The sequence below is a fragment of the Salegentibacter maritimus genome (genome assembly GCF_016236915.1).
Classification (GTDB): domain Bacteria; phylum Bacteroidota; class Bacteroidia; order Flavobacteriales; family Flavobacteriaceae; genus Salegentibacter; species Salegentibacter maritimus.
Window position 1 is genome coordinate 36,679 of sequence record NZ_JAEHOK010000024.1, and the last position, 13,135, is coordinate 49,813.

12 protein-coding genes and 1 pseudogene are annotated in these 13,135 nt (G+C 34.4%); 6 read left to right on the plus strand and 7 right to left on the minus strand.

Features of this window, described 5'->3' with window-relative positions:
• The first annotated feature begins 12 nt into the window (after positions 1-12).
• The 3 genes from I6U49_RS14540 to I6U49_RS14550 are packed head-to-tail and all read left to right on the plus strand — an operon-like array spanning position 13 to position 4,188.
• Complete coding sequence (locus I6U49_RS14540) at positions 13-525, plus strand: hypothetical protein (RefSeq protein ID WP_232804738.1); 513 nt, start codon at positions 13-15, stop codon at positions 523-525.
• Positions 526-1,212 carry a nucleotidyl transferase AbiEii/AbiGii toxin family protein gene (locus I6U49_RS14545; protein WP_198629375.1) on the plus strand — a complete coding sequence of 229 codons (687 nt, stop codon included), beginning with the start codon at positions 526-528 and terminating at the stop codon, positions 1,210-1,212. It begins immediately after the preceding gene.
• 3 nt (positions 1,213-1,215) lie between these two features.
• A complete protein-coding gene (locus tag I6U49_RS14550) occupies positions 1,216-4,188 on the plus strand; it encodes a type I restriction endonuclease subunit R (RefSeq protein ID WP_198629376.1) in 2,973 nt (990 codons plus the stop codon).
• A 180-nt stretch (positions 4,189-4,368) separates the two neighbouring features.
• Here the strand turns inward: I6U49_RS14550 and I6U49_RS14555 are convergent, their stop codons facing one another.
• The 6 genes and pseudogenes from I6U49_RS14555 to I6U49_RS14580 form a co-directional block, all read right to left on the minus strand.
• Complete coding sequence (locus tag I6U49_RS14555) at positions 4,369-4,848, minus strand: hypothetical protein (protein WP_198629377.1); 480 nt, start codon at positions 4,846-4,848, stop codon at positions 4,369-4,371.
• Between the two features lie 183 nt (positions 4,849-5,031).
• Positions 5,032-5,661 (minus strand): hypothetical protein, encoded by a 630-nt coding sequence (locus I6U49_RS14560; RefSeq protein WP_198629378.1) that lies wholly within the window; start codon positions 5,659-5,661, stop codon positions 5,032-5,034.
• A 101-nt stretch (positions 5,662-5,762) separates the two neighbouring features.
• Positions 5,763-6,808 (minus strand): annotated as a pseudogene (locus I6U49_RS14565) (IS256 family transposase).
• A gap of 105 nt (positions 6,809-6,913) precedes the next feature.
• Positions 6,914-8,098 (minus strand): Shedu immune nuclease family protein, encoded by a 1,185-nt coding sequence (locus I6U49_RS14570; protein ID WP_198629379.1) that lies wholly within the window; start codon positions 8,096-8,098, stop codon positions 6,914-6,916.
• Positions 8,099-8,241: 143 nt separating this feature from the next.
• Positions 8,242-8,991, minus strand: coding sequence for a hypothetical protein (locus I6U49_RS14575; RefSeq protein WP_198629380.1), 750 nt, complete (start codon positions 8,989-8,991; stop codon positions 8,242-8,244).
• Between the two features lie 6 nt (positions 8,992-8,997).
• Complete coding sequence (locus I6U49_RS14580; RefSeq protein ID WP_198629381.1) at positions 8,998-9,504, minus strand: sigma-70 family RNA polymerase sigma factor; 507 nt, start codon at positions 9,502-9,504, stop codon at positions 8,998-9,000.
• Between the two features lie 337 nt (positions 9,505-9,841).
• Between I6U49_RS14580 and I6U49_RS14585 the strand changes: the two genes are divergently transcribed.
• The 3 genes from I6U49_RS14585 to I6U49_RS14595 are packed head-to-tail and all read left to right on the plus strand — an operon-like array spanning position 9,842 to position 11,812.
• On the plus strand, positions 9,842-10,075 hold the full coding sequence (locus tag I6U49_RS14585; protein WP_198629382.1) for a hypothetical protein: 234 nt from the start codon (positions 9,842-9,844) through the stop codon (positions 10,073-10,075).
• A complete protein-coding gene (locus I6U49_RS14590) occupies positions 10,075-10,452 on the plus strand; it encodes an E2/UBC family protein (RefSeq protein WP_198629383.1) in 378 nt (125 codons plus the stop codon). Before I6U49_RS14585 ends, I6U49_RS14590 begins: the two co-directional genes overlap by 1 nt.
• Entirely contained in the window at positions 10,430-11,812 is a 1,383-nt protein-coding gene (locus I6U49_RS14595; RefSeq protein WP_198629384.1) for a HesA/MoeB/ThiF family protein, read from the plus strand. Before I6U49_RS14590 ends, I6U49_RS14595 begins: the two co-directional genes overlap by 23 nt.
• Here the strand turns inward: I6U49_RS14595 and I6U49_RS14600 are convergent.
• A complete protein-coding gene (locus tag I6U49_RS14600) occupies positions 11,809-13,074 on the minus strand; it encodes an IS256 family transposase (RefSeq protein ID WP_262894938.1) in 1,266 nt (421 codons plus the stop codon). The genes I6U49_RS14595 and I6U49_RS14600 overlap by 4 nt on opposite strands.
• Positions 13,075-13,135: the final 61 nt, after the last annotated feature.

Genomic DNA, 13,135 nt, shown 5'->3' on the forward strand with positions numbered 1-13,135 from the left:
GCAATAAACGTTATGAAAGCATTAAATACTCAAATGAAACCCCAGGATATCTTATTGCTGCTAAAGCTTATAAGTATCAATGATAACTCCTGGAAACAAAAAGATGTAGCTGAGGCTTTAGGGATGAGTCAATCTGAAGTGAGTGAATCGGTAGCCCGTTCTAAATATTCAGGACTATTAGATCCTAAAGGAAAAAAAGTAATGAAACTGGCTTTTATGGATTTTTTACAATTCGGATTAAAATATGTTTTTCCACAAAGACCGGGACCGGTAGTACGCGGTGTACCTACTTCTCACTCAGCCGCTCCTTTGAAGGAACAGATAGAAAGTAGTGAAAATTATGTTTGGCCGTCCGGTAAAGGAATGTTGAGAGGGCATAGTATAATACCTTTATATTCCTCTGCTCCCGAAGCTGCGTTAAAAGATAATGTTCTACATGAATTATTGGCATTGGTAGATGCGCTTCGAGTAGGAAGAGCCCGAGAGCGGGAAATAGCTGTAACTGAGCTTAAAAAACGTATATAATTGGAAAATAGAACTATAAATATCGCTACGGTTGAAGAAGTTGCAAAGGGTTTAAAACAGTTTAAAAAAGAGATCGTTTTTGTAGGTGGTGCAGTAGTTAGTTTATATACTGATGACCCAGCTGCAGATGAAATTAGACCAACTAAGGATATTGACTTAACCCTAAACGTAGTAAATCTTGGCCAATGGGAAAAATTACAGGAAGAACTGGCGCAACTTGGTTTCTATCCTGATCCATTCGGTCAATCTATTTGTAGTTATAAGTTTAATAAAATTCCGGTAGATATTATGTCTACTGAAGATGGACCACTGGGCCCATCCAATCCCTGGTATAAAATCGGGTTCAAAAATCTAAGGACCGTAAAAGCAAAAACTGAAGAAATAAAAATTCTATCAGCACCGTGTTTTTTAGCTACCAAGTTTGAAGCTTTTAATAATCGGGGCGGGGATTATAGATGGAGTCATGACCTGGAAGATATTATTTATGTCTTAGATAACCGGACCGGTATTGTAGAAGAAATCTTACAAGATGACACCGAAATTCGAATTTTTTTGCGCTCAGAATTTCAGAAATTTATAGATAAAGGCCTATTGGAGGAAATTCTTACTTCTTATATCCATCCCCTTATGGTGGAAGAAAGAATGCCCTTAGTAACAAATAAAATTAATCAAATAATCGCAGATTAAATTATGGCATTTAACGAGCTTAATAGCGTAGAACATTATATAATCCATCAACTTAGCGGTGTAAACTTGAATAAAGACGGGGCTGCAGAACCAGAAGAAGCTTATGGTAAATTCTGGAAATATAAATTGGCTAAAGAACTTACCCGGTCAGTAAACGAAGTTTTGCTTGAAAGAGATTTAAAAGATGCTCTTCAAAGATTAAATCCTGAAATTAAAGCCAGACCGGAATTTGCCGATGAAGTAATTTACAAATTAAGAGCTATTATTATTGCGGTTAATGAAACAGGTCTGGTAAGGGCTAATGAAGAATTTTTTAAGTGGCTTCGGGGGGATAAAACAATGCCATTTGGAGAAAATAATCGTCACGTTCCCGTTAAATTAATCGAATTTGAAAAGGATAAGTTGGAGCTGAATAGCTATACTATTACTAATCAGTACAGAATACATCACCGGGAAACGAAAATTCCCGATGTGGTTTTATTTATAAATGGGATTCCGGTGGTAGTTGGAGAAGCTAAAACGCCAATAAGACCTTCTATAAGTTGGCTAGATGGTGCTCACGAAGTTCATAATATTTATGAAAATGCGGTACCTCAATTATTTGTTCCAAATATTTTATCCTTTGCTAGCGAAGGTAAAGAACTTTATTATGGAGCAGTTAGAACACCCCTGGAGTTTTGGTCTCCCTGGCGTTTAGAAGATGATGAAGATGCTCTGGCGAAACGTTTAGGTTTGGGGGAAATAGCAAAAGAATTAAGCGATTTACTCCATCCAAAACGCCTTCTGGATATACTTCAAAACTTTTCTTTGTTTTCAAATGATAAGAAAAGTAGGCGAATAAAAATTATTTGCAGATTCCAGCAATATGAAGGAGCAAACAGAATTGTAGCCCGCGTAAAAGAAGGCAAAATAAAGAAAGGCTTAATCTGGCATTTTCAGGGATCGGGAAAATCATTATTAATGATGTTTGCCGCTCAAAAGCTAAGAAAATCACCGGAATTAAAAAGTCCTACAGTTATTGTATTGGTAGATCGCACGGATCTGGATGCTCAGATTTCAGGTGATTTCAATGCAGCAGATATTCCAAATGTAGAATCTACAGAGAGCATTCAAGGCTTACAAAAATTGCTGGAACAAGATACCAGAAAAATAATAGTATCGATGATTCATAAATTTAGGGATGCCCGTCCTAATATGAATTCCAGAGAAAATATTATAGTTTTAGTCGATGAAGCTCACCGTACTCAGGAAGGTGACCTCGGAATGCAAATGAGAGCTGCTTTACCCAATGCCTTTTTGTTTGGATTAACGGGCACCCCCGTGAACAAAGCCGAAAAGAATACCTTCTGGGCTTTTGGATCAGAAGAAGATAAGGGAGGTTATTTATCACGATATACCTTTCAAGATTCGCTAAGGGATGATGCTACCAGGCCGCTTCATTTTGAGCCTAGATTGGTGGATGTTCACGTAGATAAAGAAACTTTAGATAAAGCTTTTGAAGAATTTAAAGCCAATGCCGCAATTAGTGATGAAGAAGCCGATGCCTTGAACCAACGTTCAGCAAAAATGGCAATCTTTTTAAAATCCCCGGAGCGTATTGCAAAGATCGTTGGAGACATCGCAGTACATTTCAAAGAAAAAGTAGAACCTCACGGATTTAAGGCTATGATTGTCACACCAGACCGGTATGCTTGTGTGCAATATAAAGAGGAACTTGATAAATATTTTCCAGAAGAAGCTAGTAGGGTAGTAATCTCAACCACAGCCAATGACCCGCAAGAATTTAAGCAAAAATGGGGAATCGATAAAAGCGAACAATCTCGTATTGTAGATAAATTTAAAGATTCTAATACCGAGCTTAAATTTCTGATAGTAACAGCTAAACTGCTTACCGGTTTTGATGCCCCAGTATTACAGACTATGTACCTTGATAAATCTCTAAAAGATCATACGTTGCTGCAGGCTATATGTAGAACCAATAGAGTTTATCCAGGGAAAAATTATGGGCGAATTGTAGATTATTTCGGAGTTTTCGATGATGCCGCGAAAGCTTTAGAATTTGATGAAAACACGGTTAAGCAAATTATCACTAATCTTTCTCTTTTAAGGGAAAAGTTACCTGGTGCAATAGCGGAAACTCTGGCGCATTTTGAAGGTGTAGACAGAAATATAGACGGTTTTGAAGGGCTGGAAGCAGCTCAGAATGCCATTAATACTGATGAGAAAAAAGATAAGTTTGCTGCAGATTATAAGCATCTTTCCAAAATATGGGAATCTCTTTCTCCCGATAGAATTTTAGACCTATATGCTAAAGACTATAAGTGGCTCACTCAGGTTTATGAATCGGTACGTCCGGCCTCAGATAATACTGGGAAATTACTTTGGTTCGCTTTAGGAGCTCAAACCACAAAATTGATTCACGATAATGTTCACGTGGGCGAAGTTCACCCTCTGGAAGAATTTTTAATGGATGCCGATGTTATTGAAGATATTTTCAATAATCCAGATCCTAAAAATGCCAAAAAATTAGAAAAGATTCTGATTAAGCGTTTTAAAAAACACGCTGGAGACCCAAAATTTAAAAAACTTAGTGAAAGGCTTGAAGAACTTAGAGATAGAGCGGAACAAGGTTTAATAACCTCTATTGAATTTGTAAAAGAGCTTTGCAAAATTGCAAAAGAAACCCTCCAGGCTGAAAAAGAGGTTGAAACCCTGATTCAGGAAAAAACTCCTCAAGCCGCATTAACTGAAATTTTTCTGGAGTTGAAATCGGAACAAACACCTGCCGTAGTAGAAAGAATTGTAGATGATATTGATTCAATAGTTAGAATTGTACGATTTCCAGGATGGCAGGATACTGCCGCCGGAGAACGTGAAGTACAGCAGTCTTTAAGAAAAAGCCTTTTAAAATATAAACTCCATAAAGACCAGGTGCTATTTGATAGGGCCTATGGGTATATCAAAGAATATTATTAGTCGTTGTAATGGTTATCCGGTGGCCCGTTGCAGTTTTCGCCTTTTACCGTTGCTATGGCATTTAATCTCGCCGTTTGCAAACGCCGTATAATTTATATTATTTTAAGGTATGAGGTATATACTTGAATTACACTTATCTATCAGATTTTTAAAAGTGTTTTTTGTCATTTTATTTAAACTTTAGGGTCTTATTGGACAAAATAAACAAGGAGTACCTAGAATATTATCTATTACTTGATTTACATTTAATGGATATATAATTGATAAAAGAGTTTCACTAGAGGATGAAAACAGTAATACGTTTACCGTAAAAATAACAATAGCCAAAATAAGAGAAGAATTGTTGCTGCTTTCTAATTTTTCTTTTTCTGAATTTAAATTTTCTTCACTAATATCTATCTTTTTGAAATACCAATAAACATTTTTAATAATCGCCAAATCGATAAAGAAGAAAATCATTACGTAAACAATAAAAAACGGTACGAATAGAAAGAAAAGATGTAATAAAATTGAGAAGACCACGATAATTATATTTCGATTATCGTAAATAATACTAAATTCATTAGTGAAATCTTGAACATTATAAATTATCAAACTGAAAAAAGACAATATAAAAAATATAATGTATAAATTGAATTTGATGTTGTTTTCTTTATCCATTGTTAATGTTTACATATTTTTAAAAAAATACAGCTAATGATCGCGGTTATCCCCAGTTGGCGGAGCAGGGTACGCGGCGTTGTCGGTTTAGATCTATTTTGTTGGTCAAGTTAATTATTTTCTTTCTAACGGTGCTGGCTATTGGCGATGAACCGTTGTTAGCAATAGTTTAAATTATAAATTTTAGTTGAGATAATCTTTTTCATTTTTTGAAATAAAATCACAAGCACCTTTAGTTTTTCCATTTCGATATGCCTTATGAAGTAAGCTAAGTTTCTTCATATTTTTTTCTATAATTTTAATCTCGGAATCAATAATATTCATTGCGTGAATTAGTGATATTACGAATGGAAGTAATATAACTATTAGAAGGCAAGTAAATATAATTCTATGAATTTCAAACTGACTATTAAAGCAGGCACTGAAAATTAAGTATCCAAGGCAGGTTAGAACAATTAAGAGATGGAAATAAATGTACTTTTTCCAGAGATTATTTAATTTTTCTTCTACCAAAATTATGTTTACATCAACATTCGAAAGTAGATTAGAAAAAGTGGATTGTAAAACTTGTTTTTTTTCATTTACCTCCTCCTCAACTTGATTTACTAAATATTGAATGATAGAATAGGAGTGTTTTTGAATTTTTGATGCGCCAACTAAACTGCTTACTTTAAAGTATTTTACAAAATCAGGAATAAAAGTCAGAATCAGATACAGGGATAAAACAATGGTAAATAAAGTGTCAAAACTTTTTGGTTCTATCCAATTATTTGAATTCTCCCAAAAAGAAAGAGAGTGATGAATTAAGATCATTAAATATTATTGTTTATTTAAAAAGTGGTTAAGTTTTTAGTTTAAATGACACTATCCCGTAAAGTGTGTAAGTTTTAAATAAAGGGGTTTGGCTTTATTACTTAAAGTCGAACCCTTTCTTCATATATGGTTAAGAACTGATTGAGGATAATTCCCCAATTTCTAACCGGCATAGTCCACTTTTTTGTGGCTTCCCTTAAAGCCAAATATACAGATTTCATAACAGCATCATCGGTAGGGAAGGATAATTTATTCTTGGTGTACTTCCTGATCTTACCGTTTAAATTCTCAATAAGGTTGGTTGTATAAATAATACGCCTAATCTCCAGTGGAAACTCATAGAAAACTGTAAGGTCCTCCCAGTTGTCTCTCCAGCTTTTAATAGCATAGGAATACTTGTCATTCCACTTTTCTGCAAAATCCTCCAGGGCAGCTTCTGCGGCCTGTTTGGTCGGAGCATCATAGATGAGCTTCATATCTTTTGTAAAGGCTTTTTTGTCTTTCCAGACCACATACCTGCAGGCATTCCTGATCTGGTGAACTACACATATTTGAGTTCTGGACTGCGGGAATACGTTTCTGATGGTATCGGTAAATCCGTTTAGATTATCTGTGGCGGTGATAAGAATATCCTCCACCCCACGGGCTTTCATATCCGTGAGTACACTATAAGATAAACAGACTCTAAAGGACGGTTCTGCCAAGCAACAATATCGTTACTAATTCGATCAGTAATTCGGGATATAGTGGAAGTAGAAACATCAAAACCATAAACCTCAGAGATCTGTTCTTCAATATCACTATTGCTCATTCCTTTGGCATAGAGCGATACAATAACATTCTCAATACCATCGACCATATTCTGCCGCTTGGGAACAATCATGGGATTAAAGGACCCGTCCCTGTCCCTTGGAACTTTTATAGTGTCCTGGCCAAAAGAACTGCGAACCTTCTTCTGGGAATAACCATTGCGGGTATTGGCATCCTTGGAACGCTGGTTTTTTACGTAATCCAGGTGACCATCGAGTTCACCTTCCAGCATCTTTTCCAGCCCACGCTTTTGCAACTGTTTTAAAAAACTACTGAGTTCTTCACCTGATTTGAACTGCTTTAAAAAATCATCGCCAAATAAATCTTCTTTTTTCATTACTGTGTAAATATTAGAGGCCTGAAATTACAGGCAAGATTAAAAAATATCGGGGTTTGCAAACCCCGATATTTTCTACTTACACAGTTTTTGAGATAGTCCCGTTTAAATTTTCTTCAGTTGTTTTATTGTTACTTCCAATCTTCTTAACAAGTCATCATAGGTAAAAATATCTACAAGATTTTTATATTTTCTTTTTATGATTTCAAAATCCGCGAGTTGTGATGGTTCCATAGAAATATCTCTGCCCATAATTATTATTCCATTTGGGTTGACAATTTTAATCTCCATCCCCTCTGGCAACTCATCTTTGTACTTTTTAGTCATCTTATTTTCGCCTTGTTTACCAAGTTTATTAAGATAATAGATATACTTTTCTATTTGCATTATTGCACCTGATAAATCTCTATTAGGAACGTGATTATCTCGATATTGAATCTTTGAAACTATATTTTTTTCAAATGGAATCTTTATTTCAATTAGATCTAAATTTCCATTAAAGTCAATCAAGCCATAGTCTAAACGTCGGTTTTTACCGCTGTAAATATCTTTAAATTTGACTTCTTTAAAGACTGCAATATATTTGGGAAATAATAGTAGAATAATTTGAAGAATTTCTTCTTGCCACTGGTTTTCTGAATATTGAATTTCATTACCCAGCATATATTTTAATTTCTCTAGAAGGGTTTCATATTTGATTATTTCAACTTCCTTAAAAGTTTTTCGTAAAACATTCTTTTTTACATCAATTTTTTTGTTCAGATACTTATTGTATTTCTTTTCATTATCTGGTACCTGGCTAAAATAGTTTCCTAAAATAGAAGTTATTTTTGCATCTCGGTATAGATTAACTTCATAGGAATTAGGGAAGTTTTGTAATAATTTATTAAAATCCTCAAGTGGTAAGATATCCTCTTTTTCTCCACCAATATAAACTGATTGATTAATATTATTGTCGATTTTCTTTAGAATTGAAATTTGGCTTGGTATGATGAAATAATCAACTGGAAATTCAAGACTTTCTTCGAAATAGAAATCGTTTTTTAAATCAAAGACATTCTTATCAATCTTATAATAGTTATTCTCTAAAATTCCAATTGTGAAATAGAACTCTGGATTTTCCATTTCATCAACGTCCTTCTTTATTAGTAGATTCTTGTTTAAGTTGAAAACAGTTTTAAATTTAAAATCGTAACCTCTTTCTAAGTTTTGTTCTAACCAATGGGAAGGGGCGTAATCAGCAGCATATTTTAGAACAAGCTTATCTTTGATTTTTTCAATAGTAGTCAAATTTTCTTATTTAAATTATTGCCAAGGGCCACGGTTCGCAAGTTGGCGGAGCAGGGTACGCGGCGTTGTCGGTTTAGACCTGGTTTGTTGGTGAATTTAATTATTTTCTTATAACGGTGCCGTCTATTTGCGATGAATCGTTGTTAGGCACTGGGCGAAGGAACTAAATTTGTGTTTTTCAACCATTGAATTCCATTTTCAACATCTCGGATATCAAATTTCCTTTTTTCTTTTGACCAATCATAGAAGGTTTTAATCAATAAATCTTCAGAAAATTCTTTTGGACCAATCAGTATTTCTTTCCAACAAGAGAACAATGTAGCAATTAGTTCAACCTTGTTTGTTTTTGATTTTTTAAAGGTTTTGATCAACCAATCTATTCTTTGAGAGTCATTTGAAAAATAGGAGTGATAATATCTATTATATTTCTCTAAGTTTTCCAAGGGTACATAATGGTATCTTGTGTATTTACCACTTTCCCTTTTGACCTCAAACCAATTTTGTTTTTTTAGAGCTTTATCAATACTGTGCATAAACCTTCTATCATAAGGTCCTGCAGCCTGTTTGGCATACCTTTTTTCAGTATCTATAGAACATAATTGTTCACTCAAATAAACCAGTTTTTGAAACTTAACGTGTCCAAATGTAGGTTCACCGTGCAATTCATCAGCTATTTTTGCAGCTAATACAACTCGCTTAAAAAATAGTTTACTTTTATTCTCTGTTTTAGATTTTGGCTTTTTTGTTTTAGAAAGATTTTTAATCTCTTTCAATCCTTTTTTTACAAATGCATCAATATCTACCCCTTCATTTTTCAAAAATGTTTCAGCGGTTAACTCATTTTTACTAACTGAATCCGCTAATTCATGAATTTGATCTTTCTTTGATTTCATGCAAGTTTAATTAGTTTTATCATTCAAGTCCTGTTGAACTTTCTTTACCAGCCTTTTCAACCTTTTCAATCTATTATCATATTCTTTTAAGGAAATATCTAAATCATCACAAATTTCGGATCTCTTGGATTCTTCATAATATCTTCCTTTAAAAATTTGAAATAAATCTACATCGTCGGTAAGTCTTTCTTCAACGATACTTACAATTTTCTTCATATCTATCTTTTCATCTAATTTAAACTCAGATTTTAAAGTATAGTAATAATCTTCCTCTGGTGTTGATGGTGTTTTATCATAATGATAAAACCCTGTATTCTTAGCATTAGAAATTAATTGTCGAACAAGGTTATATTTCAAATATTTTATAAGATCAGGATTTCTTGAAGGATCGAACTTATTAGGTTCATTTAGGTAGCGGGTAATAGCTTCCATAGAAAAATCATATGCTAATTCTTTTCTAGATTTAGCCATAGATAAATTTTCGTCCCCTATCAAAACATACGAGTATGCCATCAATACTTTGATAACTTTTTCCCAGTCCACATTTTCATAATCTGATGTGATCTTAAACTCTTCCAATTGACTTTCTACTTATAGATGCTAATTAATTAAAAAAAATTGCCATTACGATGGCAATTTTTAAAAAGCCATCAGCATATATAGTTGTAAAGCTATAAATATTAATTCAAATCGTGAAAAATGGCTAAAGATTCTGAAGGTAGAAAGTATAATAGAATACCCGGGTATTCCAAAAAAGTTAATGGGAAAACTATAAAAGTTAAGCCCCATGTTAGGAGTAACAGAAAAGACTCAAAATGTAAATAATTATTAATCATTAAAATTTTTAAGAATGCACAAGAAATTTGAATTTTTTATCGATAAAGAAAATTTCGATACTGAAGAACCCCAATTAACCGTAAAACAAATACTTGTTGATTATGGTAAGTTTAATCCAGCAGAGAATGTTTTAGTTTTAAAAGATAAGAACGATCTCAAGGAGTTAAATGATCTTGAAGAGATTATAGAAATGAAAAATGGTATGCATTTTACCGTTTTTAGTAAAAAACCTAATCCAGTTTCTTGATGAAATATGGAACAGAACGCTTAATTGATGATTTACAAGCTCTTGGTTATAAAGTTGTTCCAGTAGTAGCGAATAATGGTAAAAAGTTTGTTCAAATCGACAAATATGAGGTAAAGGTTGGGCAATTTAAAGGGCGGGTTATTGATCTTGCAATTCCTGCCCCTAACCAATATCCTAGAAGCGTTGGCCCTAGTATCCATGTCAAATCTGACCCAATGCTTTTGGATAAAAAAGATACAATTAAGGGCACAAGAAACATTATAAACAGTCCACTGGGCGAACCATGGAGATATTGGAGTTTTAGATTTAATCTAAATGCTCAAGATCCTACAAAAGATTTAATATCACAAATAAATGGAATATTCAAAAATATTTGATCGCAAATCATTCAGTACGGTTATCCCGGAATCAGTAAATGATGATTTGAAGAAAGTTTTAATAAGAGAAGATGGTCAGGAAGATTTATTATTTGCTTTATGGGCACCATCTATAGGTGAAAATAGATATACTGCTGTAATTAATGAGATTATCTTTCCAGAAGATGGCGATAGAAATATTCACGGAAATGCAAGTTATAATTACCAATATCTTCTTCGTGTATGCAAAATAGCCTTGAAGAAGGGGATGGGAATAGCACTTTTGCATAGTCATCCTTATCCAGGATGGCAAAACATGAGTTTTGATGATATAAACACGGAAAATAAGACCTTTATCAATGCTTTTTCTACAACAGAATTACCTTTCGTGGGGTTGACTGTTGGAAATGATGGATACTGGAGTTCTAGAGTTTGGTATTATCATAAGGAAGAAATCCAAATGAAGTGGTCTAATTCTGTTCGAATTAGTGGAGACAGATTGCAGGTATATTTTAATGATAATTTAATCCCTCCAGATAAACCTAGCAAGAAAACTATTAGAACTGTAAATGTTTGGGGAGAAGAAACACACAAGAATATTTCGAGATTAAGAATTGGAATAGTTGGTCTTGGAAGTGTAGGGTCAGTTGTCGCTGAAATGCTTGCCCGAATGGGGATTTCTAGCTTTACTTTAATCGATTATGATACAATTAAAGAACATAATTTAGATAGATTAGCTGGGGCTTTTAAGACTGATATTGGTAGCTTGAAAGTTGACGTAATTAGAGAGCATATTCTTAAAGCCGGAACTTCTAATAAAATTACTGTAGACATATCTGACAAAAAACTGAATGAAGAGGAAGCTTATAGAAAGGCTTTGGATTGTGATATAGTTTTTTCGTGTGTTGATAAGCCTTGGGGGAGATACATTTTAAACCACATTGCCTTTTCTCATTTAATACCAATTATTGATGGTGGCATTTTAATTGAATTTGGAGACAAAAGGAAACTGAATTTCGCAGATTGGACGGTTCATACAATTTCACCCGGGAAACCTTGCTTACAATGTTTAAATGCTTTCAACATTTCCGACGTTGAATTAGAAAAAGATGGATTATTAGAAGATCCTGAATATTTATCTGGTTTACCGGATAACCACTATTTGAAGAGTAGGGAAAACATTTCTCCGTTTAGTTACAATCTTGCTTCCTTAGAAGTTTTACACTTTATGGCTCTAGTAGCAAATGTTGTTGATCCTAGTAATTATGGAGAGCAGAAATTTAGATTCAAACACGGATTTTTAAGCAGGAACTTTGATATAAATTGTGATTCAAATTGTGATTATTTACTAAATATTGGAATGGCAGGGTCTGTAAATTAAACTCTGTCTGATGTTTCAATTCCTCTGGGGCTAGCCCCAGAGGAATTGGCGTTTATGTCCAGCGGTATCCGGTCTCCAAATTTAATATAAAATTGCTGAATCGTAAGGCTCCAATTATGCAAAGGAGCGGTCCATTTCTTCTCAATGTTTCGTGTGGCCAGGTAGACTAGCTTTAGCAGCGACATATCAGTGGTGAAAGCACCCTTGGTTTTGGTAACTTTCCGGATTTGCCGATGGAAGCCCTCTACGGCATTAGTGGTGTAAATAATCTTCCTAATGGGTTCTGTATACTCAAAATACTGGGATAGCTGTTCCCAGTTACGCTGCCAACTTTCAATAACTACAGGATATTTATTACCCCATTTCCCTTCCAGGTTCAATAGCTCATCTTCGGCTACATCTTTAGTGACAGCCCTATAGACCTTTTTCAGGTCTTTCATAAACTCTTTTTGATCTTTAGAGGCAATATACTTCAATGAATTACGGATTTGGTGTACAATACAAAGCTGAACCTGAGCCTTTGGATAAACGCTTAAGATGGCTTGTGTAAAGCCTTTGAGATTATCTGTACAGGCTATTAAGATATCCTGTAATCCACGGTTATGAAGGTCGGTTAAAACCTGTAGCCAGAAATTAGCACCTTCGCTCTCAGAGATATACATCCCCAGGATTTCCTTTTTCCCTTCTTTGGTAATACCCAGGATGTTATAAAGTGCTTTGTGGGCAATCTTTCCATCCACTTTAACTTTATAATGCATGGCATCAAGCCAAACAATACAGTAAAGGGGTTCTAAAGGACGACTTTGCCAGGCTTTGATATCAGGAATGATCTGATCGGTGATCTGGCTTAAAACCGTATGGGAAATATCGGTATCGTACATTTCTTTGATATGACCCGAGATGTCACGGTAGCTCATTCCAAGTCCATAAAGACCGATAATTTTTTCTGAAAGATTATCAGCCAGAATCGTCTGTCGCTTTTTAACCAGTTCCGGTTGGAAGCTACTTTGACGGTCTTCAGGGGTTTCAATGTCAAAAGAGCCAAAGCCACTTTTAAGCTTTTTCTTTCCCTTGCCATTGCGTTTATTCCCTTTGGAGCGTTCATCACTACTTAGATGAGAGTCCATCTCTGCCTGAAGGGCCTTCTCAATAACGTTCTTGAGCATCGGTGCAAAAGCACCGTCTGCACCAAAAAGGCTTTTGCCTGACATGAACTGGTCAAGCACCTTTTTCTCGAATTCTTGTTGTTCTTTTGTTGCCATAATTCTGTATGAATGAAATTAATAAATAATTCAATTCAGACAGAGTTTATTTTACACTCTC

Coding starts and splice junctions, on each gene's coding strand:
- I6U49_RS14575 (WP_198629380.1), bottom strand. CDS start 8,991: ATGAAATCAAAGAAAGATCAAATTCATGAATTAGCGGATTCAGTTAGT.
- I6U49_RS14580 (WP_198629381.1), bottom strand. CDS start 9,504: ATGGCATACTCGTATGTTTTGATAGGGGACGAAAATTTATCTATGGCT.
- I6U49_RS14560 (WP_198629378.1), bottom strand. CDS start 5,661: ATGATCTTAATTCATCACTCTCTTTCTTTTTGGGAGAATTCAAATAAT.
- I6U49_RS14590 (WP_198629383.1), top strand. CDS start 10,075: ATGAAATATGGAACAGAACGCTTAATTGATGATTTACAAGCTCTTGGT.
- I6U49_RS14585 (WP_198629382.1), top strand. CDS start 9,842: ATGCACAAGAAATTTGAATTTTTTATCGATAAAGAAAATTTCGATACT.
- I6U49_RS14595 (WP_198629384.1), top strand. CDS start 10,430: ATGGAATATTCAAAAATATTTGATCGCAAATCATTCAGTACGGTTATC.
- I6U49_RS14550 (WP_198629376.1), top strand. CDS start 1,216: ATGGCATTTAACGAGCTTAATAGCGTAGAACATTATATAATCCATCAA.
- I6U49_RS14600 (WP_262894938.1), bottom strand. CDS start 13,074: ATGGCAACAAAAGAACAACAAGAATTCGAGAAAAAGGTGCTTGACCAG.
- I6U49_RS14540 (WP_232804738.1), top strand. CDS start 13: ATGAAAGCATTAAATACTCAAATGAAACCCCAGGATATCTTATTGCTG.
- I6U49_RS14555 (WP_198629377.1), bottom strand. CDS start 4,848: ATGGATAAAGAAAACAACATCAAATTCAATTTATACATTATATTTTTT.